At 63.9% G+C, this 26,692-nt stretch carries 20 protein-coding genes; 9 read left to right on the top strand and 11 right to left on the bottom strand.

Translation table 11 applies throughout. The annotated features are described in order from the left end of the window. Nucleotides 1-373: 373 nt before the first annotated feature. Genes AACU78_RS28445 through AACU78_RS28415 form a run of 7 tightly spaced genes read right to left on the bottom strand, consistent with a single transcriptional unit; the run spans nt 374 to nt 9,210 of the window. Nucleotides 374-1,546 (bottom strand): LLM class flavin-dependent oxidoreductase, encoded by a 1,173-nt coding sequence (locus tag AACU78_RS28445; protein WP_106578917.1) that lies wholly within the window; start codon nt 1,544-1,546, stop codon nt 374-376. After that, nucleotides 1,536-2,501 (bottom strand): LLM class flavin-dependent oxidoreductase, encoded by a 966-nt coding sequence (locus AACU78_RS28440; RefSeq protein ID WP_106578916.1) that lies wholly within the window; start codon nt 2,499-2,501, stop codon nt 1,536-1,538. The genes AACU78_RS28445 and AACU78_RS28440 overlap by 11 nt, the downstream gene beginning before the upstream one ends. Nucleotides 2,502-2,517: 16 nt before the next feature. After that, on the bottom strand, nt 2,518-3,495 hold the full coding sequence (locus AACU78_RS28435; protein ID WP_106578915.1) for an LLM class flavin-dependent oxidoreductase: 978 nt from the start codon (nt 3,493-3,495) through the stop codon (nt 2,518-2,520). Next, nucleotides 3,492-4,481, bottom strand: coding sequence for an LLM class flavin-dependent oxidoreductase (locus AACU78_RS28430; protein ID WP_106578914.1), 990 nt, complete (start codon nt 4,479-4,481; stop codon nt 3,492-3,494). The genes AACU78_RS28435 and AACU78_RS28430 overlap by 4 nt, the downstream gene beginning before the upstream one ends. Then, complete coding sequence (locus AACU78_RS28425; protein WP_106578913.1) at nt 4,478-5,392, bottom strand: 5'/3'-nucleotidase SurE; 915 nt, start codon at nt 5,390-5,392, stop codon at nt 4,478-4,480. The genes AACU78_RS28430 and AACU78_RS28425 overlap by 4 nt, the downstream gene beginning before the upstream one ends. After that, a complete protein-coding gene (locus tag AACU78_RS28420; protein ID WP_106578912.1) occupies nt 5,389-6,726 on the bottom strand; it encodes an LLM class flavin-dependent oxidoreductase in 1,338 nt (445 codons plus the stop codon). Before AACU78_RS28420 ends, AACU78_RS28425 begins: the two co-directional genes overlap by 4 nt. A 57-nt stretch (nt 6,727-6,783) precedes the next feature. After that, on the bottom strand, nt 6,784-9,210 hold the full coding sequence (locus AACU78_RS28415; RefSeq protein ID WP_106578911.1) for a TonB-dependent receptor plug domain-containing protein: 2,427 nt from the start codon (nt 9,208-9,210) through the stop codon (nt 6,784-6,786). A 307-nt stretch (nt 9,211-9,517) separates the two neighbouring features. Here AACU78_RS28415 and AACU78_RS28410 point away from each other — a divergent pair, with 307 nt between their 5' ends. Further along, entirely contained in the window at nt 9,518-10,510 is a 993-nt protein-coding gene (locus AACU78_RS28410; RefSeq protein ID WP_106578910.1) for a P1 family peptidase, read from the top strand. 67 nt (nt 10,511-10,577) lie between these two features. On the opposite strand, the gene AACU78_RS28405 is transcribed toward AACU78_RS28410, so the two are convergent. Further along, the gene (locus AACU78_RS28405; RefSeq protein ID WP_106578909.1) at nt 10,578-11,924 is read right to left on the bottom strand and encodes a tetratricopeptide repeat protein; all 1,347 of its coding nucleotides are present in this window, start codon (nt 11,922-11,924) and stop codon (nt 10,578-10,580) included. 318 nt (nt 11,925-12,242) lie between these two features. Here AACU78_RS28405 and AACU78_RS28400 point away from each other — a divergent pair, with 318 nt between their 5' ends. The 5 genes from AACU78_RS28400 (at nt 12,243) to AACU78_RS28380 (ending at nt 18,134) form a co-directional block, all read left to right on the top strand. Then, nucleotides 12,243-13,826, top strand: a complete 1,584-nt coding sequence (locus tag AACU78_RS28400) for an ABC transporter substrate-binding protein (RefSeq protein WP_106578908.1) — start codon at nt 12,243-12,245, stop codon at nt 13,824-13,826. Then, nucleotides 13,823-14,800, top strand: a complete 978-nt coding sequence (locus AACU78_RS28395; RefSeq protein WP_106578907.1) for an ABC transporter permease — start codon at nt 13,823-13,825, stop codon at nt 14,798-14,800. The genes AACU78_RS28400 and AACU78_RS28395 overlap by 4 nt, the downstream gene beginning before the upstream one ends. After that, nucleotides 14,800-15,627, top strand: a complete 828-nt coding sequence (locus AACU78_RS28390) for an ABC transporter permease (RefSeq protein WP_106578906.1) — start codon at nt 14,800-14,802, stop codon at nt 15,625-15,627. Before AACU78_RS28395 ends, AACU78_RS28390 begins: the two co-directional genes overlap by 1 nt. Continuing rightward, nucleotides 15,624-17,231: a dipeptide ABC transporter ATP-binding protein gene (locus AACU78_RS28385; RefSeq protein WP_106578905.1), complete on the top strand. Its 1,608-nt coding sequence runs from the start codon at nt 15,624-15,626 to the stop codon at nt 17,229-17,231. The genes AACU78_RS28390 and AACU78_RS28385 overlap by 4 nt, the downstream gene beginning before the upstream one ends. 63 nt (nt 17,232-17,294) lie before the next feature. Further along, nucleotides 17,295-18,134 (top strand): alpha/beta fold hydrolase, encoded by an 840-nt coding sequence (locus tag AACU78_RS28380; protein ID WP_106578904.1) that lies wholly within the window; start codon nt 17,295-17,297, stop codon nt 18,132-18,134. 9 nt (nt 18,135-18,143) lie between these two features. Here the strand turns inward: AACU78_RS28380 and AACU78_RS28375 are convergent, their stop codons facing one another. From AACU78_RS28375 to AACU78_RS28365, 3 genes are all read right to left on the bottom strand, one after another. After that, on the bottom strand, nt 18,144-19,658 hold the full coding sequence (locus AACU78_RS28375) for an ArnT family glycosyltransferase (RefSeq protein WP_106578903.1): 1,515 nt from the start codon (nt 19,656-19,658) through the stop codon (nt 18,144-18,146). Between the two features lie 26 nt (nt 19,659-19,684). After that, entirely contained in the window at nt 19,685-21,340 is a 1,656-nt protein-coding gene (gene arnT / locus AACU78_RS28370; protein WP_106578902.1) for a lipid IV(A) 4-amino-4-deoxy-L-arabinosyltransferase, read from the bottom strand. Between the two features lie 187 nt (nt 21,341-21,527). Continuing rightward, nucleotides 21,528-22,202: a histidine phosphatase family protein gene (locus tag AACU78_RS28365; protein WP_169368669.1), complete on the bottom strand. Its 675-nt coding sequence runs from the start codon at nt 22,200-22,202 to the stop codon at nt 21,528-21,530. Between the two features lie 277 nt (nt 22,203-22,479). On the opposite strand from AACU78_RS28365, the gene AACU78_RS28360 reads away from it, so the two are divergent. From AACU78_RS28360 to AACU78_RS28350, 3 genes are read left to right on the top strand one after another with little or no spacing between them, the layout of a single operon-like run. Beyond that, on the top strand, nt 22,480-23,148 hold the full coding sequence (locus tag AACU78_RS28360; protein ID WP_106578966.1) for an ABC transporter ATP-binding protein: 669 nt from the start codon (nt 22,480-22,482) through the stop codon (nt 23,146-23,148). A 1-nt stretch (nt 23,149) separates the two neighbouring features. Beyond that, on the top strand, nt 23,150-25,612 hold the full coding sequence (locus AACU78_RS28355; protein ID WP_106578900.1) for an FtsX-like permease family protein: 2,463 nt from the start codon (nt 23,150-23,152) through the stop codon (nt 25,610-25,612). Further along, entirely contained in the window at nt 25,602-26,666 is a 1,065-nt protein-coding gene (locus AACU78_RS28350) for a lipocalin-like domain-containing protein (RefSeq protein ID WP_106578899.1), read from the top strand. The genes AACU78_RS28355 and AACU78_RS28350 overlap by 11 nt, the downstream gene beginning before the upstream one ends. Nucleotides 26,667-26,692: the final 26 nt, after the last annotated feature.

Genomic DNA, 26,692 nt, shown 5'->3' with positions numbered 1-26,692 from the left:
ACATTGAATTGGGTTCAGCCTTCAAGATCAGGCCGGCTGTCAGGCCGCCGTGCTCTGCTTTTGATCTTGATCTGCTTTTGACTTTGATCTTAGGCGCCCCGTTAAACCACGCTGGCCGAACGCAGGCTTGAATCCGTGGGTAACCCGGCAGGACGCCGGGTTAGCCGTGTTGGGCCATGGATGGCCCGTCACGGCGGCCCACGGATTCAAGCCGGAGTGAGGGCACACCGAGCCTAAGCGAGGTGCCGAGTGGTGGGGCAAGAGCCCTTTGGTTACTTTGGGGCTTTTCCAAAGTGACCCGCCGTAAGGGCGGAACCAAAAGCAGCCATCACCAAATAACGGATATGCCCCCAATCACGCCAGCTCAGCCAACTCATAAACTCACTGACCCACCACCAGGCGCAACAAGCCCGACACCACCACTACCCCCCCGAGCCGAACCAATATTGCGTAACAGTGGCACCACCTGCGCCCCCACATGAATCGCCTCTTCCAAATGAGGAAAACCAGACAAGATAAAACTGTCCACCCCCAGTTGGTGATACTCCTCGATCCGCTCCGCCACCCGCGCATAGCTCCCCACCAACGCCGTGCCCGCACCCCCGCGTACCAAACCCACGCCCGCCCACAGGTTGGCCGACACCTCCAGCTCCCGCGCACCGCGGCCACGGCCTTGCATCAACTGCGTCTGGCGGCTCTGGCCGACAGACTCATAGGCGGCCATCTGCCGTTGCGCCTGGTCGATCGCGTCCTTGGGGATCTCCTCCAGCAACCGCTCAACATGCGCCCACGCCTGCTCATCGGTGGGTGCGGCGAACACATGCAGGCGCAGCCCGAAGCGCAGCGTGCGGCCCTGAGCGGCGGCCAGATCACGCATGCGCTGGATGCGCTCGGCGATCATCACCGGCGGTTCGCACCACATCAAATAGGTTTGCCCATGGGCCGCGCCGACGCGTTCAGCGGCTTCGGAGGCGCCGCCGAAATAGATGGGCGGCACCACAGCGCCGGGCGCGATCGGCGTGTGGGTGCCGCTGCGGTAATAACGTCCGGGATGCGCCGAAGGCTGGCCGGCCCAGACAGCCTGGAATTGCTGCAGGAATTCAGCGGTGCGCGCATAGCGTTCGTCGTGTTCGAGAAAGTCGCCCAGCGAGCGCTGCTCGAAACGGCTGGAGCCGGTCACCACATGCAAGGCCAGGCGATTCTCGCTGAGCAATTGCAACGTGGCGGCGCGGTGGGCGGTGTAGGCCGGCAATTCGGTGCCGGGCCGCAAGGTGAGCAGGAAGTTCAGGCGGCGCACTTCCTGGGCCAGCACGGCGGTGATCAGCCACGGGTCTTCGAAGCCGCTGGCGGTGGGCACCATGATGCCGTCGAAACCGGCCTGTTCGGTGGCGCGTACGATCTGGCGCAGGTAGTCCAGCGTCGGTGCGCGTTCGCCTTGCTGGAACAACCCGACCTTGGGCAGGCCGCTGCTGGTGAGGTGGCGGCCGTCGCCGTTGGTGGGCAGGAACCAGTCCAGCTGGATCGGTGGGCGTACATCATTGCTCATCGTGCAAGCGCTCCTTGCGCAAAAGGGGGACCACCTGTTCGCCAAAACGCAGTACTTCGCTGACCGCCGGGCCGCCTTCCAGGATCAGGTGGCTCAGGCCCAGCCCGTGCAGTTCCTGCAGGCGCGTGGCGACCTGTTGCGGGGTGCCGACCAGGATCAGCGGTTGCCCGGGCTGCAGTTGCAGCAAATTCGGGTGCACTTCCCATTGGCGTAACGGGTGGCGGGCACGGGGCAGGGTGGCCAGCGGTTCATCCGGCAGGTCCGGCACGGGCAGCAAGGTGGCAGCGGTTTCCCAGGCCAGGTCTTCGCTGTCGCCGAGAATCAGGCCAAAGGTGCAGGCAAACTCAAGGTCCGGTTGGCTCTGCCGCCAACCCTGTATTTGCTGGGCCAGCCAATGCGGATGCCCAGGCGCCAACAGGCAGGTCTGGGCATGCGCGGCCACCAGCGTATGGCTCTGGCTGTCGTCCAGCACCAGCGCAGGCGCGGGCAACTCGCGGCGGGCGACGCCGGCGTTTTCCAGCTGGAAATACCGGCCTTGATAGTCCAGACCGCCGTTATTGGCTGCGAGCAGTTGCTGGAGGATGTCCAGGTATTCGCCGATGCGCTCGCTGCGCTGGTCGCGGTTGAGCCATTCGCCGAACGCGCTGCGCTCAGCGTTTGGCAGGTGCAGTTGCACGCGGTGGCCACTGATCGATTGCAAACTCTGCAGGGTGGTCGCCAGCGCTGCCGGCAGCATTACCTCTGGCGGCACGCTCACCGACAACTGCACCCGCCGCGTGTGCGCGCACAACGCTGCCGCCACACCCAGGCTGTCGGCGCACAAGGCGCCCCCGGGTATCCACAGGCCATCGAGCCCGGCGTATTCAACCGCCTGGGCCAACTGAATCCATTGCCCCGGCCGCGCCGCCCAATCGGGCGTACACAGGGGCATCAGCCAGCTGAATTGAAGGGGCATCGGTGCGCTCCATTCTTCATCGTTTTTGCCAACCCAGCGCCGGGGCGATGTCCTTGGCGATGATTTCCAGGCGCTTGAGGATCTGCGCCTGGGTCGAGCTTTCGGCCTGGACCACGGCGATCACGTAATCAGCATAAGGCAGCAGCGACGGGTCGTGCTGCAAGCTTTCGATCACTTCATCGGGATGGCCGTGGTGCACGTTCATCAGGCGCAGGTGTTCCTGCAGGTGCAGCGCCTCGTTGATCAGGCCTTCGCGTTGCAGGCGCGGGATGTGCCGCTCGATGTCCACCGCCAGTTCAGCCTGGGCGCTGGCGCGGCTGTCGGCCGGGAAGATCGCGCGGACCACGCCAATGCGCGGCGCGCGCTCAGCGTGCGACCAGGCGTGCAGGTAGGCATCGGCCAGCGGTTTTTGCACCGTGAGTGGGTCATGTGTGGCGGTGCCCAGCAGCAGGCCGTTGCCTTGCTGGGCGGTGTAGAGGGCGCCGTCGAGGCTGGCGTGGGAGTGCCACAGTCGCGCACTCAAGCCGGGCGCGGGCGGTTGCAAGGTCAGTTCGCCGCTCAGTGGTTGGCCTTGCAACAGATGCTGCAGGCGCTGCTGACGCTCGGCGAAATCCGCCTGGCGCCGACTCGGGTGGCGGTCGAAGGCGCTGAAGTTGTCGAGGTTGGCGCCGCCGCTGCCCAGGCCCAACTGCACGCGACCGCCGCTCAAGGCGTCGAGCACGCTGGCGTCTTCGGCCAGGCGGATCGGGTCTTCGAACGGCAACACAATCACCCCGGTGCCCAGTTCGATCTGTCGCGTGCGCTCGGCCACCGCCGCCAGCAACACCAAGGGTGAAGGCAAGCGGCCGAAGCCATTGCTCAGGTGGTGCTGGGCAATCCAGCCGCCGTTAAAGCCCAGCGCTTCGGCGACTTCAAACTGCTCGATCAGGTCGCGGTAGACCTGTTGTGGATCCTCACCAAAGGCGTGGCTGAGAAAGCCCAGTTTAAAGCTCATGACAGGTTTCCTGTGGCCAGGGTCGGTTGCCAGCCAAGGGCCGGGGCGATGTGTTCGCGGATGATTTCCAGGGCGCGCAGGGCATCGCGCAACGGCGTGCTGACGGTCTGCACTTGCAGGATCAACTGGTCGTGGGCGCTCAACGTCGGGCCTCGCTGCAGCTGTTCGATAATCTGCGCCACCGGGCCGTGCAGCACGCCGAGGCGCTTGAGGGTGGTGTCGAAGTCGGCGTCAATCTCGCCCTTGAACACACCGATGCTTTGCTGGCGTTGCACATAGGCGAGGATGTCGCGGCGCGTGGCCTCATCGGGCGCAGGGAATAATGCCTGCACCCGTGCGATGCGCGCCGGTGTGCCGTTGTCGCCGGTCCAGGCGTTGCGGTAGCGCCTCACCAGTGCTGCACCGGCGTGCGCCGGCAGGTGCGGATTGGGCGCCATGATCAGCCCGTGACCGCGCTCGGCGACCAATTCGACCCGCGACGTGGCTTCCCACAGCCGGTGGCTCAAGCCGTGGGCGCGCGGCAGCAGGCGTGAACCGCTGTCGGTCAACGGCGCGTTGCCCAACGCATTAAGCAGCTGTTGCAGGTGCTGTTCGTAGTCGCGATGGCGGGCTTCATGCGCGCGGCCAAAAGCGACAAACGTCTCAGGATCAAAGCCGGCACCAAGGCCCAATTCCAGGCGGCCGTGGCTGAGTAAATCAAGCACCGCTGCATCTTCCGCCAACCGCAACGGCGCCTCCTGGGGCAACACGATAATGCCGCTGCCGAGGCTGATGCGCCGCGTGCGCTGGGCGATGGCGGCGAGCAATACCAGCGGCGAGGGCAGGCGCCCGTTTTCGCTGGCGAAGTGGTGCTGCGCCACCCAGCCGCTGTCGAAGCCCAACTCTTCGGCAACCCTGAACAGTTCCAGCGTGTCGCGGTACACCTTGGGATCAGCGCTGGGGCTATAGACCCGACTCAGAAATCCCAGGGAAAAGCCTGCGCTCATGGTTTCATCTCCTGGGCCAATTGCTTTTGCAGCACGGGGCCAGCGCTGATCGACTCCGCAAGGCCGCTGAACGGGCTGATGGTCAGGTAGCCCTTGTTCAGCCACACCGCCTCATCGTTTTGCTGTGCAGCGCTGGCGGCGGGGCTGTACTGGAAGCCGATGCCCGGCTTGCCTGGCAGGTTGAATTGCTTGAGGTCGTCGGTGTACAGCGCTTCAAAACCCACGTAGCTGCCGATGCGAGTGAGCTTCACGCCTTTGATCTGCGAGTCTTTGGGCAGGTTGATGTTCAGGCCCAGCCCTTTGGGCAGCAGCGCGCCGTCCGGCTGGCGATGTTGATCGAGGGCGTGCACCAGCTTCACGATCAACTGCGCGGCGCGTTGCGGATCGGCTTCTTTCAAGTCGGTACTCACCGCCAGCGCCGGCACCCCGGCCTGCAGCGCCACACTTGCGGCATTGAACGTGCCCGAGGCCATGTTGATCGCCCCCAGGTTGTTGCCGGGGTTGGGGCCGACGATGACCAGGTCAGGGTGTGGCAGGATTTTATTCAGGCCCAGCAGCACCGCCATCACGGGCGTGCCACTGATCTGGATCTGCACCGCTTTACCAGCGCACTCGGCGCTCTGGCACAGGCCTTTTTCATGGGTGCTGATGAAGTAGCTGTCCGGGTAGGCCGGGTCGCTGTCGTGGCCGACGCTGACTTCGCGACCAAAAAAGAACGCGCCGCCACGCGCACTCTGGTCGCTTTGCGGCGCGGCAACCTTCACGGTGTGCCCCGCAGCCTTGAGTGCGGTGTACAGCGCGCGAATGTTCGGGTGCTGATAACCGTCGTCATTGCTCAGCAAAATGTTCAGGGCAAACGCCTTGGAGGCGATCAGGCTGCCGACTGCCAGCATCCATGCGCTGTGCTTCATGCGGGGGCTCCTTGGGTAAAGCGGTTGGCCGGGCGCGGCAGGCCGAGGTTTTCGCGCAAGGTGCTGCCTTCGTATTCCTGACGGAACAGCCCGCGCGCCTGCAGCAGCGGGATCACGCGTTCGACAAACAGCTCGATGGAACCGGGAAAATACGGGAAGAACACATTGAAGCCGTCGCAGGCGCGCGCCTGGAACCACGCCTGGAAATGGTCCGCTACATCCGTGGCGGTGCCGATCACCGGGTTGCCGCCGGCCAGGCGCAGGTACAGCTGGCGAATGCTCAGGTTCTCGCTGCGCGCCAGTTCCAGCACCTTGTCGCGACGGCTGCCGCGTTGGCCTACCGGTGTGTCCGGCAGCGGGCCGTCGAGGTCATGGCCGGACAGGTCGATGTCATCGCCCAGGGTGTCGGCGAGCAGGCGCAGGCCCAGTACCGGGTCGATCAGTGCCTGGAACTCCTCGAACAAGGCTTGGGCCTGTTCGCGGGTGTCGGCGATAAACGGCGTGACGCCGGGCAGGATTTTCACGTGATCAGGGTCGCGGCCAAAGGCGGCGGCACGTTGCTTGATGTCCTGATAGAACGCCTGGGCACCTTCAATGTTGTGCGCGTGGGCAAAGATCAGCTCAGCCACGCGCGCCGCCAACTGCTTGCCGGGCTCCGACGCGCCGGCTTGTACCAGCACCGGATGGCCCTGCGGCGAGCGCGCCACGTTGAGCGGGCCACGCACGGCAAAATGCGCGCCGCGATGGTTGAGGGTGTGCAGCTTGGCCGGGTCGAAATACTCGCCGCTGGCTTTGTCGCGGGTGAAGGCGTCGTCGTCCCAGCTGTCCCACAGGCCCTTGACCACGTCGTGGAATTCTTCGGCGCGCTGGTAGCGGTCACCGTGGTCCACGTGGTTTTCGCGGCCGAAATTCCAGGCTTCATCGCGAACCACTGAGGTCACCAGGTTCCAGGCGGCGCGGCCTTTGGACAGGTGGTCCAGCGAGGCGAATTTGCGCGCGATATGGTACGGCTCGTTGTAGGTGGTGGTGGCCGTGGCGATCAGCCCGATAGTGTGGGTGACGGCAGCCAGGGCCGACATCAAGGTCAATGGCTCAAAGTGCTCGGCGCGCGCAGTGCGGCTCAGCGCATCGTGATGATGGCCCCACAGCGCGACCACGTCGGCTATGAACAGGGCATCGAATTTGCCGCGCTCGGCGGTCTGGGCGATGTGTTTGAAGTGCTCGAAATCCAGGCTGGCATCGGCCTGGGCCAGCGGGTGGCGCCAGGCGGCGACGTGGTGGCCGCTGTTGGCCAGAAACGCGCCCAGTTTGAGTTGATCGGTGCGAGGGGTCATGCACAGGCTCCCATTCAGGTCAGGCACGGAGCCGGCGAACCGGCCCCGTGCGCTGGGTTAGAAGTTGTAGGTCACGCCGGTGTACCAATAGCCGCCGGTAGTGCCGTAAGGCGAGAAGTTGCCATAGGGGAAACCGCCCGAGCTGCTGGCCAGGTCAGTGCGCTCCGGGTACTTGTTGAACAGGTTGTTGGCACCGGCATTCAAGGTCACGGCCTTGGTCAGGTGGTAGTCGATGTTCACGTCGGTGATCCACGCCGGCGAGAAGGTACGGTCGTAGATCTCGGCGGTGCCGTACTGCGTGTACTCGCCGTAGCGGGTCAGGTTGAGCGCGACTTCCAGCTTGTCGTAGGTCCAGGTGGTGCCCAGCAGCAGCTTGGATTGCGGCAGGCCGTACTTGAGGTTGCCCTGGCGCTGACGGTCGTAGCCACCGTCCGGGCCGAGGGCTTGCGCGGCGACAGCGGAGGCGTGGATGTCGTCGATCTGCGTGGTGTTCCAGTTGAACCCGGCGGAGTATTTGAGGTTGCCGTAGGCGCCGATGTCCTGGCGATAGTCGCCCACCAGATCGACGCCGCGGGTGGTGGTGTCCAGGGCGTTGGTGAAGTAGGTGACCGCCTGGTTCGGGTTCAGCCCGGCGGCGGCGAGAATGGCACTGATCTGCGGGGTGCCGCCCAGGTAGCCGGTCTGGGCGATGCGGTCCTTGATCTTGATCTGGTACGCGTCGAGGGTGATGTTGGTGGCATCGGTGGGCTGCAGGGTCAGACCGAGGCTGAAGTTGGTCGACTTCTCGGGCTTGAGGTTGCTGGCGCCCAGCGCCTTGGCCACGTCGGAGTTCACCGCCACGTTGCGGTAGTCGAACAGTTGGCCGTTGACGCTGGTTTGCGAGGTGGCGCTGTAGATCTGCTGGGCCAGCGACGGCGCGCGGAACCCGGTGCTGAAGGTGCCGCGCACGGCCAGGATCGGCGTCAGCTGGTAACGGGTCGAGAACTTGCCGTTGGTGGTGGTGCCGGAGCCGTCGTTGTAATGCTCATAGCGACCGGCCAGGTCCACGTGCCATTTATCGGTGAAATCCTGTCCGACCTCGCCGTAGCCCGCCAGGCTGATGCGGCTTTTTTCGGCGGCATCGGCCGGTGTGGTACCGGCGCCGGAAATCGTTCCTGGTGGAATGATTGACCCGTCGGCGCCAGTGCCGAACGGCCCGCTGGCGTAAGAGGCGACGTCGCCCTTGCCGATTTTGTAGTCCTCGTAGCGCTGCTCCAGGCCCCAGGAGATTTGCGTCGGCTTGTACAGGCCAAGGTCAAAGGCGCGGGTCAGGTCGAGGTTGTTGGTCCATTGGCTGAAGGTCTTCACGCCGGTGTCCACCGAGGTCGGCGACGTCGGGCCGTAGCTCAGGTTGTAGGTGTCGGTCAGCGTGGCGCGCGCATGGTCCTGGCCGTAGGTGCTGGACAAGTCGTAGTCCCAACCGGCCGCCTGGCCTTTACCGCCGAACGCGACCTGGAAGTCGTCTTCGATAAAGCGCAGGTTGTCTTCGATGCCTTCCGGGTACGGGGTCTGAATGCCGTTGAACGACGGTGGCTGGTGGAATGCCAGGGGCTTTTCCGAATTGCGATGGGTGAAGGTCGAGAACGAGTACAGGGTCAGCGCGTCGGCCACCGGCAGCTCGGCGTTGTAACCCAGGCTGAAGTTTTTCGCCTCGGGCAGGCCGGTGCCGTAGTAGGTATGGCGTTGGCTGGTGTTGCCGGCAGAGTCGGTGTACGGCGCGTCGTCGGAACGGTCCGAGATGTTCTGCTTTTTCACGTCCAGGGCCAGGTTGATAAAACCATCGTTGGGCAGCGCCAGGCCGACGTTACCGGTTTGACGCACGGTTTCGCCGTCGCCGTTTTCGTAGTTTTGGCCATAGCTGGTGGACAGGCTGCCACCGTGGTCAGTCTGCTTGAGCACGATGTTGACCACGCCGCCGATGGCGTCCGAGCCATATTGCGCCGAGGCGCCGTCGCGCAGGACTTCGACGTGATCCACCAGGGCGGTGGGGATCATGTCCAGGTCCACTGGCTGCGAGCCGGAGTTGAGGTAAGTGCCATTGTTCAGCAGCGCGCTGTTGTGGCGGCGCTTGCCGTTGACCAGCACCAGCACCTGGTCGCCGTTGAGGCCACGCAGGCTGATCGGGCGCACCACCGAGGTGGAACCGAAGCCCGAGGAAGCCGGTTGGTTGAGGGACGGCAGCACCTTGCTCAGCGCACGGGTCAGGTCGCCCTGGCCGGTGGCCAACAGTTGCTTGGACGAAATCACATCCACCGGCGCCGGGCTTTCGGCCAGGGTGCGCGCCTGGCCACGGTTGCCGATCACGACGACCGTGTCCAAAGGGTTGTCACTGGCCGGCGCGTCGGCGGCCAGGGCCAGGCTGCTGTAGCTCGCGGCCTCGCACAAGGCGAGAAATAACAAAGTGTGGGCGAAGGCCTGGCGGCCTGCGGCGCGTGATGCATTCATGATGGGAAACACTCCAGTAGTTTTAAGGCGTTGGCCTTGATCGAGGTCGGCTTGTTGGGTTCAAGCTCTGGTGAAGGCAGGAGAGCAAAGGCTGTGCCATCTGTAAAAACCGTCTTAAAACAACTAGTTAGAGTGATTTTGGCGCCTGTGTTGGTGTTTTTCTAACAGGCCAAAGGGCAGGGTGTTGGTTTTTGTGCAGGACACGCTCGCGCGGACCGCAATGCACGCCGCAACGCCGGGGTATTGCGGCTTGGCACACCCCTTGCTCTCCCCACGCCATACCTGAACCCAAGGAAGTTTTTTCTGTATGCCTAGACCCGGCCCGCGCAATGCCCTCACTGATATCCCAGGCCTCACGGTCGGCCACGCCACGGACCTGCACGTCGACACCGGCGTGACGGTGATCCGCCCCGATGGCTTCTGGACGGCCAGCATCGACATCCGCGGCGGCGGCCCCGGCGGGCGTGAAACAGCGGCCCTGGAGCCGGAAAACATGGTCGGCCAACTGCACGCGCTGGTGTTTGCCGGCGGCTCGGTGTTCGGCCTCGGCGCGGCCGATGCGGTGGCGGCCAAACTGTCTCAGGACGAGGTTGGCCTGCATTTGAAACCCGGCGCGCCGGCGATTCCCATCGTGCCGGCGGCCGTGTTGCATGACCTGGCCAATGGCGGCGACAAGGCTTGGGGCCTGGAGCCGCCTTATCGGCGCCTGGGGTTTGAAGCGTTGGCGAATGCGGCTGAGGACTTCGAGCTGGGCTCGGTGGGTGCTGGGCGTGGCGCCATGGCGGGCGTGTTGAAAGGCGGGTTGGGCAGCGCCTCTCTGGACCTGGGCGATGGCTTGATCGTCGCGGCGCTGGTGGTCGCCAACCCGATTGGCTCGGTGTATATGCCCGATGGCGAAACCTTCTGGGCCTGGCCTTGGGAGGTGGAGGGCGAATTTGGCGGGCATCGGCCGCAAACCGAGATGGACTGCAGCGACCCGATGCCGGAGCTGTCGCGCCTGGACTCCATGGGCCGCTTGCAGGCCGGAGCCAATACCACACTGGTGGTGGTCGCCAGCACCGCGCGGCTGACCGTCGCCGAGTGCAAGCGTGTTGCAATTATGGCCCAGGACGGGATTGCCCGAGCCGTGCGGCCGGCGCATCTGCCGTTTGATGGGGACACGGTGTTTGCCTTGGCGTCGGCGGCGGTGGCGTTGACCGACGGCCCACGGCGGCAGGTGGAGATTGGTTGTATTGGGGCAGCCGCCGCGGATTGCGTGGCGCGGGCGATTGCCAGGGGGGTATTTGCCGCTCGAAGCTGATTAACCAGTGAGCGCGCTCAAAGGTGCAAGCTGGCACGCCAGCTCGCACCTTTTTGAAGGTTGTTGGTCAGCTAAAACGCAGCACTCGCGCCTGCGCTTTTGCTGCCTGCTCGGGTAGCCCCAACGCCTCATACACGCGCACCAAACTTCGGTTTGTCGGCACATCCCAGCCGTCATACCGGCGCCGTAATTCCAAGGTTTGCTGGGCAGTAAACCAATCACCTGTGCGCAACCGCGCATCCAGTTCGATCTGCGCAAACAAATCGCGCTGGGCATGACTGCCGCCAATCTCGTTCAGGCGCGGCAGGGCGATTGCCAGTTGCGCCAGGGCCTCGTGTACATGGCCTCGCGCATGCGCCAGTAACCCGCGCGCCAGCGGCAATGTCACTTCGCCCCACACCGGTCGCGCCTCACCACTATGCTCGCGCAGCGCCGTCAGCAACCCATCCGCCTCGGGCTTGCCGGCCCGCGCCAACCCATACAGATATTGCACACTGAGAAACGGCTGCACCGTATCGCCCACCCGTGGTTGCAGGTACGGCGCCAATGCTTGCCAGCGCTCACCCACATCGATGCCCGCCAGCTCCATACGCGCCAGCAAGGACACGGCGCCGACCTGATCCTGCGAGTATTGCGGCAGGATGCCCCACACGTGGCGGTCGTAAATCTCCAGGACCTGCTGGTCATCCCCGCGCGCGAGGTAAAACAGCGCCAGGTGCCACCAATTGTGCGTGTACATGAAGGAGTTCAGGCCGTCCCAGTGGTGCTTCACGCCTTGCAGAAAAGCCGTGCCTTCCTCGATACGGCCTTCGGTGAGCATCACATGGGCCAGGGCATGATGGGCCCAAGGCTCGCTCGGTTGCAGACGCAAGGCTTCGCGCGCGCTGGTTTGAGCCTCTTCGAGCAGATGGCATTGCTCATAGGCAAAAGCCAGCAGGCCGTGGCTGTGGGCGATGTCTGCGGCGCCGGCGGTGGCTTTGAGGCCGATGCGCAGCAGCGCCGGCCAGTTGCCGCGATTGAATTCCACATACTGGTTGAGCTTGGCGGCGAACAAGTCGCGCGGGTAGCGTTCAAGCAGGTGGTCGCTCAGGTGCAGGACTTGGTCGAGGTCGTCATTGATCCAGGCGTCCAGCACGGCAAGGTACAGCTGCGCGCGCGGGTGGTCGGTGTTCACGGCGGCGGCGCGTTGGCGGTAGTGGTCGGCCAGTGCCGGGCCTGCGGGGGACTCGATAAACATCAGCAACAAGCCGGCAAACGCATTGGCCAGCGCGGAGTCCGCGTTGGCGTCGGCGGTGGCCAGAATGCGCTCGGCGCGCGGCTGGTAACCGAGAAAGCCGCCGATGAAATCGTCCAGGCCCTGGCGGGTGGCGGCGTCGGTGGTGTCGATGGGGTTGCCCAGGTAATCCAGTGACATGAGGTTCGGCTCGTTGATACAGATAACGGTGACAGGGGCAAACCTTGTGCCAGCTGACACCCTGGAATCCCTGTGGCAGCTGGCTTGCCTGCGCTAGCGCTGGTTCGGCCAACTCATCCGCCCTCCGGCCCACCGCAATCGCAGGCAAGCCAGCTCCCACAAGTGAACGGCGGTGCTGTTGCTTTTTGCACACTCGCGCAGGCCGCTGTGGTTTTTTCATCAGCTCGCCCGATTGCAAATCCAGCAATCTCAAGCCCGAAGCCCCATGGCACAGCGCTTGCAAAACCTCTGGCATCTCTTTCAACCCGAGGAGCCTCCATGCGCTCATTCTCTTTGCGCCGCGTCCTGTCGTCCGTGGGCCTGTGCACCGTTTTGCTGGCCGGCCAGGCGCTGGCGCAACCCCAGGACGGCGGCGTGCTGAACCTGGTGGCCCAGCCGGAGCCGCCGTCGCTGATGCATGGCGTGGTCAGCCATGTGTCCACCCAATACGTGAGCGGCAAGATCCTTCAGGGCCTGCTGACGTTCGACACTGACCTGAACCCCAAACCGGTATTGGCCAAAGCCTGGACCCTTTCGCCGGATGGCCTGACCTACACTTTCGACCTGCAGGACGGCGTGCACTGGCATGACGGCCCGGCGTTCACCGCCGATGACGTGGTGTTCAGCTTCCAGACCTTCTACCCCGAAGTCGACAAGCGCCTCGGCGGGATCATCACCGAATACGTTGACAGCATCACTGCCACGGGCCCGTTGCAGGTGGTGTTCCACTTGAAGAAACCCTTCGCCCCGTTGCTCTCGGCCCTGGGCAGTGGCCTGCGCCCGGTGGTGCCCAAACACCTGTACGAGGGCACTGATTTTCGCAATAACCCTTACAACCTCAAACCGGTCGGCACCGGGCCGTTTGTGTTTGTCGAGTGGAAACGCGGTGCCTACATCAAGCTGGCCAAGAACCCCACCTACTGGAAAAAAGGCCTGCCGCACCTCGACGGCATCATCTTTCACGTGATCCCCGACGGCTCCTCGCGCGCCGCCGCATTCGAGCGCAACGACGTGCAAGTGCTGCGCAGTGGCGATGCCGATTACTCCGACCTCAAGCGCCTGAGTGCCTTGCCCGGTGTGCAGTCATCGCACAAGGGCTGGGAGCTGTATGCGGGCCTGGCGTTTTTGCAGATCAACACACGCAAGCCGCCGCTGAACAACCCCAAGGTGCGCCAGGCGATCCTGTATGCGCTGAACCGGCAGTTCATCGTCGATAACATCTTCTTTGGCTCGGGAAAGGTTGCCCAGGGCGAGTTCGTCTCGACCACGCCGTACCACGACCCACAACTGCCGCAGTACGCCTATGACGTGAACAAAGCCAAGGCCTTGATTGCCGAGTCCGGCGTGGACGTGGGCGCAGTGCGTATTCGTCTGCTCAATGGCGAGAAGGGCGGTGCGTGGGAGCGCCTGGCCGAGTACACCAAGCAGTCCTTGCAACCGCTGGGTTTCAAGGTGCAAGTGGTGACGTCCGACGCCGCGACGTGGTTCCAGCGCGTCAGTGACTGGGATTTTGACCTGACCTACAACTTTATCTTCCAGATCGGCGACCCGTACCTGACCAGTGCCTACCTGTTCCGCTCCGACTACATCCTCAAGACTTCGCCGTTCGCCAACGTCAGCGGCTACAACAGCCCGGAAGCGGATGCGCTGTGGAACAAACTCGCCGACACACCGGAAGGCCCTGAGCGCAAGCAGCTCTACAGCCAGTTGGAAAACGTGCTGAACACCGACCTGCCGATTGCGCCGATCTTTGAAATGCGCAACCAGACGCTGTTTCACAACCAGGTGAAAAACCTGCTGCAAACCGCCACCAGCCTTAACGAAGATTACGAAAGCGTCTACCTCGAGGCGCCGGCGCCATGAACGGCGTGCTGTATCTGGGCGGGCGCCTGGCCAGGGCGCTGCTGATGGTGGTGGCGGTACTGGTGTTGAGCTTTGTGCTGATCCACCTGGCGCCGGGTGACCCGGCGCTGCTGCTGGCGGGCGAAGCGGGTGTGGACGATGTGCAGTTTATCGAGCAACTGCGCCAGACCATGGGCCTGGACAAACCGCTGGTTGAGCAACTGCTGATTTACCTGGGCCATATTGCCCAACTGGACCTCGGCTATTCCTACCGTAACCAGAGCTCGGTGTGGTCACTGATCGCCGAGCGGTTGCCCGCCACGTTGGCGCTGATGGGCTCGGCGTTTGTGGTGTCGTCCGTGTTGGGCGTGAGCCTGGGTGTGTTGGCGGCGCGGGCCAGACAGAAGCGCCATTGGCTCGATGGCGTGATCTCCCACGGCGCCTTGCTGCTGTATGCGATGCCGCCGTTCTGGCTGGCGATGCTGTTGATTCTGCTGTTTTCCGTGAGCCTGGACTGGCTCCCGGCCTTTGGCATGGAGAGCGTGGGCCAGGACTTCTCGCTGCTTGATCGCTTGCGGCATCTGCTGTTGCCGTGCGTGTCGCTGAGCGTGCTGTTTCTCGCCCTGTATATCCACCTGACCCGCGCCGCCGTGCTCGACGCCCTTGGCCAGGAATACGTGCGCACCGCCCACGCCAAAGGGCTGCACCCCCGGCGCATTCTGTATGTGCATGTGCTGCGCAATGCGTTGCTGCCGGTGGTGACCTTCGCCGGGCTGCAACTCGGCCAACTGGCCAGCGGCGCGTTGCTGGTGGAAGTGGTGTATTCCTGGCCCGGTATCGGGCGCTTGATGTACGACGCCCTGGCGCAGCGCGACTACGGCGTATTGATGGGTGGCTTTTTAGTGATTTCGATCCTGGTGGTGGGCTTCAACGTGTTGACCGATGTGATCTGCCGTTTCCTCGACCCGCGCATCGGCGCCGGAGGGCAGGGCTGATGGCGCTGCTCAAACGCTTTATCCGCCAGCCTTCGGCGTTGCTGGGCGCGGTATTTTTGCTGGTACTCGCGGGGTTGGCGACTGCCGCGCCGTGGCTCACCCACAGTTCGCCATGGGAGATGAACACCCAGCCGATGCTCGCCCCGTTCCATGATTCGGCGCATTGGCTGGGCAGCGATTTGCTCGGCCGCGACCTGGGCAGCGGTTTGCTCTACGGCGCCCGCGTGTCCCTGGCCGTGGGCGCATTGGCGAGCCTGGCAACCTTGCTGGTCGGCTTGATCGTCGGCGCGCTGGCCGGTTATTTCGGCGGTTGGCTCGACGGCGTGCTGATGCGCGTCGCCGAGTTCTTTCAGATTATCCCGCAGCTGGTGCTGGCGGTGATTTTGGTGGCGGTGCTGGAGCCGTCCCTGGGCACCATTGTGCTGGCCATCGCCCTGGTTGCCTGGCCGGCGGTGGCGCGCCTGGTGCGCAGTGAATTCCTTACCCTGCGCCAGCGTGAGTTTGTGCAAGCCGCGCGGGTGCTGGGGCAATCGCCACTGGGGATCATCACCCAACAGATCCTGCCGAACGCCCTGGCGCCGTTGCTGGTGGTGATGACCTTTGTGATGGCCACGGCGATCCTCACTGAAGCGGCGCTGGCGTTCCTCGGGTTGAGCGACCCGGAAGCGATGAGCTGGGGCTACATGATCAACGCCTCGCGTGGCGTGTTGCGCGAGGCCTGGTGGATGAGCTTTTTGCCGGGCCTGGCGATTGTGCTGTGCGTGCTGGCGGTGAACCGGGTGGGCGAAGGCTTGCGCGTGGCTTTTGAACCGGGGAGGTCGCTATGACGTTATTGCGTGTCGAGAACCTGCGTATCGCCTTGCCGCCCGGTGCGGACCGCAGCCATGCGCTGTATGACCTGGCGCTGCAATTGCGCAGCGGCGAATGCCTGTGTGTGGTGGGCGAGTCCGGTTCGGGCAAGTCGATGCTGGCCAAGGCGTTGCTGCGTCAACTGCCGACGCCGTTGACGGTGGAAAGTGGGCGCCTGGCGTTTCGCGATCAAGACCTGGCCGCCCTCAGCGACACTGCCATGCGCCAACTGCGCGGGCGCGATATCAGCATGGTCTTTCAGGAGCCGATGAGCGCCCTAAACCCGCTGCTGCGCGTGGGTGAGCAGATCGACGAAACCCTGCGCGCCCATGGGGTGAACGCGGTGCGCGAGCGCCGTCGGCGCGTGGTCGACCTGCTCGGTTATGTCGGCCTGCCCGACCCTGAACGCCTGCGCCTGGCTTATCCGTTCGAGCTGTCCGGCGGGCAGCGCCAACGGGTGGTGATCGCCATGGCCCTGGCGTTCGATCCGGCGCTGTTGATTGCCGATGAACCGACTTCGGCCCTGGATGTGACCACTCAGGCGCAGATCCTCGACCTGTTGCGCAAAATCCAACAGGACAAGGGCATGGCGCTGTTGTTTATCACCCATGATTTTGCCGTGGTCGAGGCAATTGCCGACCGCGTGCTGGTGTTGCAAAAGGGCCATCTGGTGGAGCAGGGCAGCGCCCGCCAGGTGTTGCGCGAACCGCAGGCGGCGTATACCCGGCAACTGCTGGCGGCGGTGTCGGCACAACCGCTGGCACCGCGTACGGCGGTGGACGGCGCCGTGGTGCTCAAGGCCGAGCAACTGGGCAAGGTTTTCAGCACCCGTGCAGGGTGGGGCGCGCGCCGTACCACGCAAGCGCTGGACGCGGTTCAATTGCAACTGCGCGAAGGCGAAACCCTGGGGATTGTGGGTGAGTCCGGCTCGGGCAAATCCACCTTGGGCCGCTGCCTCGTGCGCCTGTTGCATGCCGACAGCGGGCACATCCAATGGCTCGGCCAGGAGGTTGTCGGTCTATCGGAGCGGCGCCTGCGCCCGTTGCGCAGCGCGGTGCAGATGATCTTCCAGGACCCGTTCGCCTCGCTCAACCCGCGCCAGACGGTAGGCCGCATCATCATGACCGGGCCGCGGGTGCAGGGCCGCTCCAGGGCTGACGCCGAACAGCGCGCGCGGCAATTGCTTGACTTGGTGGGCCTGCCGGCCTCGGCCTTCGAGCGCTACCCGCACGAAATTTCCGGGGGCCAGCGCCAACGCATCGGCATCGCCCGTGCATTGGCGGTGGAACCGAAAATCCTGATTGCCGATGAGTGTGTTTCGGCTCTGGATGCGTTGATTCAGGTGCAGATTCTGGAGCTGCTGGAGTCGCTGCAACGGCGGCTTAAATTGAGCATCGTGTTTATCACCCACGACCTGCGCGTGGCGGCGCGGCTGTGTGATCGCATTGCCGTGATGCAACACGGGCGGGTGGTCGAGCAGGGCGAGACTGACAGATTGTTTGCCGATGCGCGGCATCCCTATACCCGAGCGCTGTTGCAGTGCGTGCCGAACGCCGCCGTGCTTGAAGCCGACACGCTTTAATGCAGGCGCCGGCAAGGCCGCCGCCACACTGACCGAGTTTTTTGATCGAGGAATGCAGTGTTTATGAGTGCCAACCTTAGCCAGTTGCCAGTGGTGCGCGGTGAAGCCGTGGAGATCCGTCGCGGCCGATCCCTGAGCATCGCCCACCACCGCGGCACGCCCGAATCCGCCACCGTGGTGTTTTTCTGCCATGGCGCCGGCGGCAACAAGGACCAATGGCGCCTGCAATGGCAGGCGCTGAAGGCTGAGGGTTACAGCCTGGTCGCCTGGGACCTGCTCGGCCACGGCGACAGCGCCAAACCGCGAAAAGCCGCTGCCTATGCCTGGTCGGAGCTGGTGGCCGACTACCTGGCGATCCTGCAACGCTACGGCGGTGCTCGCAACGTGATCGTGGCGCATTCCTTCGGCACCGGGCTGAGCTTGAGCACCTTGCTGGCCAAGCCCGCAGTGCCTGTCGATGCGGCGCTGTTACTGGGGACGCAGCTGCATCGACCGGTGACAGGCGGTGGCCTGATGGCTTTACCTGCGTGGCTGTTGGAATGGCTGCGCCCTGTGTTGGCCAAGGGCTTTCGCGAGCGCGCCTGGCACGCCACGGCCGACCCGGCGCTGGTGGCCTATGAAGAGAAACTCACTGAACGCAACCGCCTGTCCATGTTCAAGGCGCTGATGAAGCACGCCCAATGGCCGGACGCCGAGCAGGTTCGCAGCCTGCTGTTGCCGGTCAGCGTGTTGGCCGGCGACACTGACGGCCTCACGCCCGCCAGTGGCGGGCAAGCTCTGGCAGCGCAGTTGCCCAACGCAGTGTTTCAAGTGTTGGAGAATTGCGGTCACCAACTGATGCTGGAAAAACCGCAGGCGGTGCTGGCGGGGTTTCACGCACAGGTGAAGACTCGCAGCGCCTGAGCGGACCTGTCAGCGTGGCACAGGAATAAACGCCACGCTGCCGCCCGAACGTTTCTGGAACAGCCGCTCGCCATTGTCCGGCTGCGTGGTGATCACCTGATGATCCGTGCCCAGGTAGGCCAACGGCGTGGGGTCTTCCTTTGAGTATTGCGCGACGATGATCGTGTGCTGCGGGTCGAACCCCTGGCCGCTGTTTTTTTCCAGCCAGGCCATCAGGGCGGCGCTGTCGCCCTGACGCGGGAAGTCCTGGGTTTCGCTCACGTAGTAAAACGGCTTGCCGCCGTTTTGCAGGTACATCGGGACCTTGTTGTCGACTTCCACCAGCACCATCTGCCACTGATTCCACGGCGCGCTTTTCACCGCCTCGGCGTGCACATCCTCGGCGAATCGGGTGACGCCGCCGTTGCCGGTGGTCCAGGGGTAGACCACGCCCAGCACCAGCAGCAACACGCCGGCGGTGATGCCAAACGCCTTCTGCCAGCGCGGCCAACGGGCCGGTTGCTGCTGCAGGCGTTCACTCAGCCACCAGGCGCCCAGCAGCTGGGCGAAAGGCACCAGCGGCAATACGTAATAACTGCGGCGGCTGCCGCTGGCGGTGAAGAACACAAACAACAGGCCCAGGCCCCACACCAGCCAGCGCACGCTAGGAGGCGTTTGGCGCCAATGGCGCAGCGCCAGCCACACGCCGAGCAGCCAGCACGGCGCCCAGGGCAGGGTGTAGGCGGGCAGGTAGATCAGGTAGGTATAGATCGGTCCCATGTGGTCGAAGGGGTCGAAAAAGCGCACGACGTTTTCCTTGAACACCAGTTCAAGGCCGCTCTCGCCATAGGTGGGTGCCCCGTAAAAGTGGGACAACACGAAGGGGATCGAATAGAACGCCGCCGCGATCAGCATGGCCAGCAGCAGGCGCAGGTTGAGGTGGCGCCGGTAGCGGTGTTCGCCGAGCAGGTGTGGCAACAGCACCAGGCCCGGCAACACGAAGCCGATCAAACCTTTGAACAGCGACGTTGCCGCCAGCAGCAGGAAAAATACCGTGTAGCGTCCCAGCCGCGTGTCGTCCGGACCGCGCCAATACCACCAGACCGCCGACAGCACGCCACACACGGTCAGCACATCGGCTGTGGCCACGCGGGCCCAGAACAGAAAGTAGAAGGTGGTCGCCAGCATCCAGCCGGCAATCAGCCCGGTGCCTTTACGAAACAGGCGCTCGCCGATCAGGTAGACCAGCCAGATACTCAGCCAGGCCGCGATCACGGATGACAGGCGCAGCGACCACGGCCCGAGTCCACCCATCAGGTTGGCGCACGCGGTAATCAGCCAGTAAGAGGGCAGCGGTTTGTCGTAGTACGGTGCGCCCTTGAGGTAGGGGTCGAAGTAGTCACCGCTTTGCAGCATCTGCAGGGCGATGTTGGCCCAACGGGTCTCCGGCCCCCACAAATCGCGACTGCCCAGGCCCAGCAGCAGGAGTAACGCCGAGACGCCCAGCAGCACCAGCGCGCCGCGTTCGGTTTTCCAGAAATTCATCGGCGGCTCTCACGGTGGGCATGACGTCAAGGAAGTTTGGGATAAATGATCAGCAGCATGGCGCCCTTGCGGTAGCGCTGGCCTCCGGGTGGCAGTTGCCCTTCTTCGCGATGTTCACTGGTGCTTCTGACGCGCATCAATACGCCGACCGAGCCTTGTTGGCGGGCTTCGCTCAGCCAGGGCTGAACATTTTCAAAGCTGACTTTGCGGTGCACCGAATCTGCGTATTTGAGGCCATAGCGCAGTTCGCCCTCGGTGTCGTAGAACGCCACGTCAGGGCGGCGCAAGCGCCAGGACAAAGCCGAGGCCGAACCCAGTTCATTGCTGATCAAAGCATGGGTTTGTTGCAGTTCATCCAGATGCTCAAGCACGAACTGGTCGGGCATTTCGGTATCGGTAACCTCTTGCGGCATGCCGGCAGGCAGCAGCGCCACCAGCACGCCGATGGCCAGCGCAGGCATGGCCCACAGCGTCAGCGGGCGGAAGGCTTGCAGCAGATTTGCCAGGATCCAGCCCAACAGCACGATGAAGGTCAGCGACAGGCTGTACATCTCGGCGTGGCTGTTGCTGTACAACGGCTTGTCGATCTGCAGGTAAATCAGGGTCGCCATCGCGCCGAGGCCGATGACGAAATTGAGCAGGCCGTTAATGCGCAGGCTGCGTGTTTGGCCGCGGTTGATCAGGTCGATCAACGCATGCCCCATCAGCAACGCCAGAGGCAGCAGACACGGCATGATGTAGGTCGGCAGCTTGCCGTTGCTCAGGCTGAAAAAAACCAGCGGCAGCAGCAGCCACAAGGCCAGAAAAACAATCGCCGGTCGGCCTTTGTCTTTCCAGGCGTTGACCACGGTCGCGGGCAACAGCGCCGCCCATGGCAGGCACGCCACCACCATGATCGGCAGGAAGAACCACCAGGCCCTGGCGTGTTGGGCATTGTTGGAGGAGAAGCGGCGGATGTGCTCGTGCCAGAAGAAGAAGCGCCAGTAGTCCGGTTCCTGCAGATGGATCGCCCACACCCACGGCAGGCACAGCACCACCGCCACCAGGATCGCCAGCGGGCCATAGCGCAACAATTCACCCAGGCGTCGTTGCCAGAGCATGTACGGCACGGCGATCAGCACCGGCAACAGCCAGGCCAGAAAGCCCTTGGTCATAAACCCCATGGCGCAGGCCACGCCCAGCACTGCCCAGGCGCCGAGCCGGCCACGTGAGGTGCGGCTGTCGAGCGCGAACCACAGAGCAACCAGGCTGAGGTTGACCCACAGGGTGAATTGCGGATCGAGGTTGGAGTAACCCGCTTGCCCCGCCACCAACCCGAAGCTCATGTAGAGCAGGGCACAGGCGAAGCTCTTGCGCGGATCGTTCCACAGGCGGCGGGCGATAAGGTACGCGAGCACAACGCTCAGGCCCGTGGTCAAGGCCGAGGCAATGCGTACCCCGAAGAGGTTTTCGCCAAACACCCACTGGCCGATGGCGATCAGCCAATAGCCGGCGGCAGGCTTTTCGAAGTAGCGCACGCCCATGAAATGAGGCGCCACCCAGTTGCCGCTCAACAGCATTTCCTGGCTGATCTGGGCGTAGCGGGTTTCATCCGGTATCCATAAACCGTGCAGGCCCAAAGGCAGCAGATAGAACACGGCGAAGGCCAGCAACAATACCGGCAGAGGTTTTAAACGGGTCATCAAAACGTCGCTCCTTGACGTTTAACGGTGGAGTACTGAGGCATGTAAGTAATAGAAGAAAGAGTCACAAAGTTCACTAAGCCACTGAAAATATTCATGACGTCCTGAAGTAACAGGCGCAGTTAAACATGCCAGAAGAGGGCTGTCGGTTTGCTGAACATACGGGTGGGTATATGTAAAAAAGTGTCTAGAGTTTTTTCAGGACGGCGGGCCATCCGGGGCTGTTCATGATGCCCAGGGTCTCGAATTTGCCGTTGGCCTTGACCCGAACAAACAGGGCGCTGCCGTACTCGGGAAAGGCCGCGTGGGGGAAACCCAGGGTCTTTTCGAAGTCGGCAATACAGCCGCTGTGGGTAACAAATACCAGGTTGCGCCCGGGCTGCTTGTGGCTGAGCAGTTCTTCGCCAATGGCCGCGCCGCAGATCGCCTGCTGCCCGGAGGTCAGCTCGGCATTGCCGAACATGAAGTGTGAGGTCTGGGCCGTGCGCAATGCGGGGCTGGCAAGCACGTCGCTACCTTCCATGCCGAGTTTGAGGAAGGCCTTGCCCAGTTCTTGCGCGCGTTGGGTGCCGACGACTGTCAGGCCCTCGGCGCCGCCGAAACAGGGGTTTGTCGAGCGGTCGCAGCGCTCTTCATGGCGCACCAGCACGATCAGGTCACCGTCGCGCCAGCTGGGCAGCACTTGCGAGTTCAGCAAGCGATTGCCCACGCTCAGGTCACGCGGTGATGAGGGCCACAGCAGGAAGCCGGCGAGCAGCAGCGCGATGACTGCAAGGCCCGCCCACCACTTTCGCAACCACTTGATATAGCCGCGGCGCGAACGCGGTTTGGTCAGGGTAAGGTCAACCACATCATTCACCATGGGCACTGTACTGCACTGTTTTTATTGAAGTAGGCGCAACGCTTCGACGGATGCCCGAAGTTAAGCAAGAGGCTGTCATAGGGCTGCTGTCTTTTCGCTGAACATCCAGCGGTTAAAAGTGGCCACGGCCGGCAACTAACTAGTTGCTGGCCGTGGGCGTGTGGTGGGCAATTTAGAGGGGCGAGGGTAGGCGGGCGGTGAAATCAATGTGAAAAAATTGCGTGGGCGCGACAATCAGCCGTTATTCTCGTTTGCAGTCTTTCAAGTGAGCGCTTTTATGTTGCAGGTGCACGGTGTCCTTAAAAGCTACGCCACCCCGCAGGGCCCGCTGACGGTGCTGGCGGGCGTCGATTTGCACCTGGGCGAACGCAGCAGCCTTGCGCTGATGGGCGAGTCGGGCAGCGGCAAAAGTACGCTGCTGCATCTGGTGGCCGGGCTCGACCGCGTGGACGGCGGCAGCATCCAGGTGGGCGCACAGCGCCTGGACCAACTGACCGAGGCGCAGCTGGCTCACTGGCGGCGCACCGAAATCGGCCTGGTGTTCCAGCAATTCAACCTGATCGGCAGTTTGCGCGTCGAGGACAACCTGGCGTTCCAGGCGCGGCTGGCAGGGCGCTTCGATCCGCAGTGGCAGGCACAATTGGTGGAGCGCCTGGGGCTGGGTGACTTGCTCAAGCGCTACCCCGAGCAACTGTCCGGCGGCCAGCAGCAACGGGTGGCGGTGGGGCGCGCCCTGGCCTCGCGCCCCGGCTTGCTGCTGGCCGATGAGCCGACCGGCAATCTGGACGAAGCCACCAGCGATGAAGTGTTGCAATTGCTGTTGGACCTGCTGCGTGACAGCGCGACCAGCCTGTTGATGGTCACCCACAGCCCGCGCATCGCAGCGCGCCTGGACCGGCAAGTGGTCTTGCATCGCGGCCGTGTCGTGCCCGCGGACGCGCGTTGAGATGAGCGTTTTTTATTGGACGTTGCGCGCACTGCTCAGCCATTGGCGGCGTCACCCGGTGCAGTTTTTCAGCGTGTTGACCGGCCTGTGGCTGGCCACCGCACTGTTGACCGGGGTGCAGGCGCTGAACAGCCAGGCGCGGGACAGTTATGCACGCGCCAGTCAATTGATCGGCGGTGAGCCGCAAGCCAGCCTCAGCGCGCCGGACGCTGCCAGCTTCCCCCAGGCGCTGTTTGCCGAACTGCGCCGTGCCGGGTGGCCGGTATCGCCGGTGGTGCAGGGCCGCTTGCAGCTCAAGGGGCATGAGGACCTGCGCCTGCAATTGATGGGCATTGACCCGCTGTCGTTGCCCGGCGGCGGGGCAGTGGCGGGGCAGCGGTTGAGCCAGGCGCAGATGATCGCGTTTTTCAACCCGCCGGGGCGGACCTGGATTGCACCGCACACCTTGTCGGCCCTGGGGTTGCATGAAGGCGAGCAACCGCTGACCGCGAGCGGGCAAGCCTTGCCACCGTTGCAGGTTCAGCAGGACATGGCTCCGGGCCTATTGCTGACCGATATCGGCTTTGCCCAACCGCTGCTGGGCATGCCGGGGCAGCTGTCGCGCCTGCTGCTGGACAAGGCCTTTGCCGCCGGTCATCCCACGCCACCGGCTGCGCTGCAACTCAAGCAGGGTGAGGACAACAACCTCGCGCGCCTCACCGAAAGCTTTCACTTGAACCTCGACGCCTTGGGCTTTTTATCCTTTGTGGTGGGGCTGTTTATTGTCCACGCCGCGATCGGCCTGGCGCTGGAACAACGGCGCGGATTATTGCGTACCTTGCGCGCCTGCGGGGTCAGCGCGTGCATGCTGATCCTCAGCCTGGGCGTCGAGCTCGGCGTGTTGTCGTTGCTCGGCGGTGTGCTCGGTGTCGCCAGCGGGTATCTGTTGGCGAGCCTGCTGCTGCCGGATGTCGCCGCAAGTTTACGTGGGCTGTACGGCGCCGAGGTGCCGGGCCAGTTGAGCCTCAGCCCGTGGTGGTGGATGGCCGGGTTGGGCCTGAGTCTCGTGGGCGCGCTGCTGGCCGGCGGCAGCAGCCTGTGGCGGGCGGCGCGCTTGCCGCTGCTGGCACTGGCCAATGCCCAGGCCTGGCATGACGCGCACGCGCGCTGGTTGCGACGCCAGGGTTGGGTGGCGGCTACCGCGCTGGTCATCGCGCTGCTGGCGCTAGGGTTGGGCGACAGCCTGGCGGCCGGTTTTGTGTTGATGGCCGCCTTGCTGCTGGGCGCGGCACTCGGCTTGCCGGTGGTGCTCAACGGCCTGCTGACGGCAGTGCTCGGGCGTAGCCGCTCAGTGCTCGGCCAGTGGTTTCTTGCCGACTGCCGCCAGCAGTTGCCCGCCTTGAGCCTGGCGCTGATGGCTTTGCTGCTGGCCCTGGCGGCGAATATCGGCGCGGGCTCCATGACCTCGGGCTTTCGCCAGACCTTCAATAACTGGTTGGAGCAACGCCTTACGGCGGAGCTGTACCTCAACCCGCAAAACCCGGCTCAGGCCGAGCAACTCGCGACGTGGTTGGCGCAGCAACCCTTGGTGCAGGCGGTGTTACCGACCTGGCAGGTTGCCGTGCAACTGCAGGGCTGGCCGGCGGATGTGTTCGGCGTGGTCGACGACCCGACCTACCGCCAGCACTGGCCGTTGCTGGAGGCGGCAAGCACGCCTTGGGACCAGTTGCTGCAAGGCGACACCGTCATGCTCAGCGAACAATTGGCGAGGCGCTTGAAGGTGCAGTTGGGCGATGCCGTCGCGATCCCCACGCCTGAGGGTCTCTGGTCGCCCAAGGTGGTGGGAATTTACGCCGACTACGGCAACCCCAAAGGCCATCTGCTGGTCAATTCGCACCACCTGCTGGCGCATTGGCCAGCGCTGACACCGGCCCGCTTCAACCTGCGGGTGCAGCCGCAAGATGTGCCACCGCTGGTGCGCGAGGTGCAGCGCACGTTCGCCCTGGATGACAGCCGCATTGTCGATCAGCAGCAACTCAAAGGCTGGTCGAGCCAGGTGTTTGAGCGCACTTTCGCCGCCACCGCCGCCTTGAACAGCCTGACCCTCGGCGTGGCCGGCGTGGCGCTGTTTATCAGCCTGCTGACCCAGAGCCAGAGCCGACTGTGCCAACTCGCGCCCCTGTGGGCGCTGGGCGTGACGCGTCGACAATTGATGTTGCTCAACCTGGGCCAGACCTGGCTGTTGGCGGTGTTGACCCTGGTGCTGGCGTTGCCGCTGGGCCTGCTGCTGGCGTGGTGCCTGGACGCGGTGATCAACGTGCAGGCATTCGGCTGGCGCCTGCCATTGCAGGTGTTTCCGTGGCAGCTTGCTCAGTTGTTGGGGTTGGCGCTGCTGGCCACCTTGTTGGCCTCGGCCTGGCCGTTGTGGCAGTTGTACCGCAGCCGCCCGGCGGATTTGCTGAGGACGTTTGCCAATGAAGATTAAAGCCTGGTTGTGGGCCGCCTTGCTGTTGCTGGCCGCGTGCGACAAAGCCCCCGCGCCGCCGGAAAGCTTCGCCGGCCTGGGCAGCGATGCGGCGGACTTTGCTCAGGTGGTGCCCGGCAAGGTCTTCAGTTTTCCCGAGGACCACGGCCCCCATGACGGTTTTCGCATTGAATGGTGGTACGTCACCGCCAACCTCAAGGACGCCCAGGGCAATGTGTTCGGCGTGCAATGGACGCTGTTTCGCAACGCGTTGAAGGCGGGGCCGGCGCAACCCGGCTGGCACGACTCCACGATCTGGCTCGGCCACGCCGCCGTGACCTCCGCCACTCACCACTACGCTGCCGAACGCTACGCGCGTGGCGGGATCGGCCAGGCCGGCGCCCAAGCGGTGCCGTTCAATGCCTGGATCGACGACTGGAATTTCGCTACCCGCCCCGGCGCCGCAAGCCCTCTGGCGCAGATGCAACTCAAGGCCGGCGGCGCACAATTTGCCTACGACCTGCAACTGACCTCCAGCCGCCCGCTGGTGCTGCAAGGTGACAACGGTTACAGCCGCAAATCCGATCAGGGCCAGGCGTCCTACTACTACAGCCAGCCGTTTTTCACCGCGACCGGCACTGTCAGCATCGACGGCACCCCCTATCAGGTCAGCGGCCCGGCGTGGCTCGACCGTGAATGGAGCAGCCAACCGCTGGCGGCCAGTCAGACCGGCTGGGACTGGTTTTCCCTGCACCTGGATCGCGGCGAGCAGTTGATGCTGTTTCGCGTTCGACAAACAGACGGCGCGGGCTATCTCACCGGCACCTGGATTGATCAACAGGGCCGCACCGAGACGCTGCACAACGCCGATATCCAGCTCACGCCACTGACCACTACCGCGATCGACGGGCGCCAAATTCCGACGCGCTGGTCACTGAAAATTCCCGGCAAGCACCTGGATATCACCCCCCAGGCCGTCAATCCGAAGGCCTGGATGAACCTGAGCATTCCGTACTGGGAAGGGCCGGTGCAGTTTGAGGGTGGGGTGGGGTATCTGGAAATGACCGGGTATTAACGCGCCTCTGGGCAGACACTTTTTCT

It is taken from the genome of Pseudomonas sp. R9.37, from assembly GCF_963878885.1.
Taxonomy (GTDB): Bacteria; Pseudomonadota; Gammaproteobacteria; order Pseudomonadales; family Pseudomonadaceae; genus Aquipseudomonas.
This window is presented reverse-complemented; position numbering and strand designations above follow the sequence as displayed.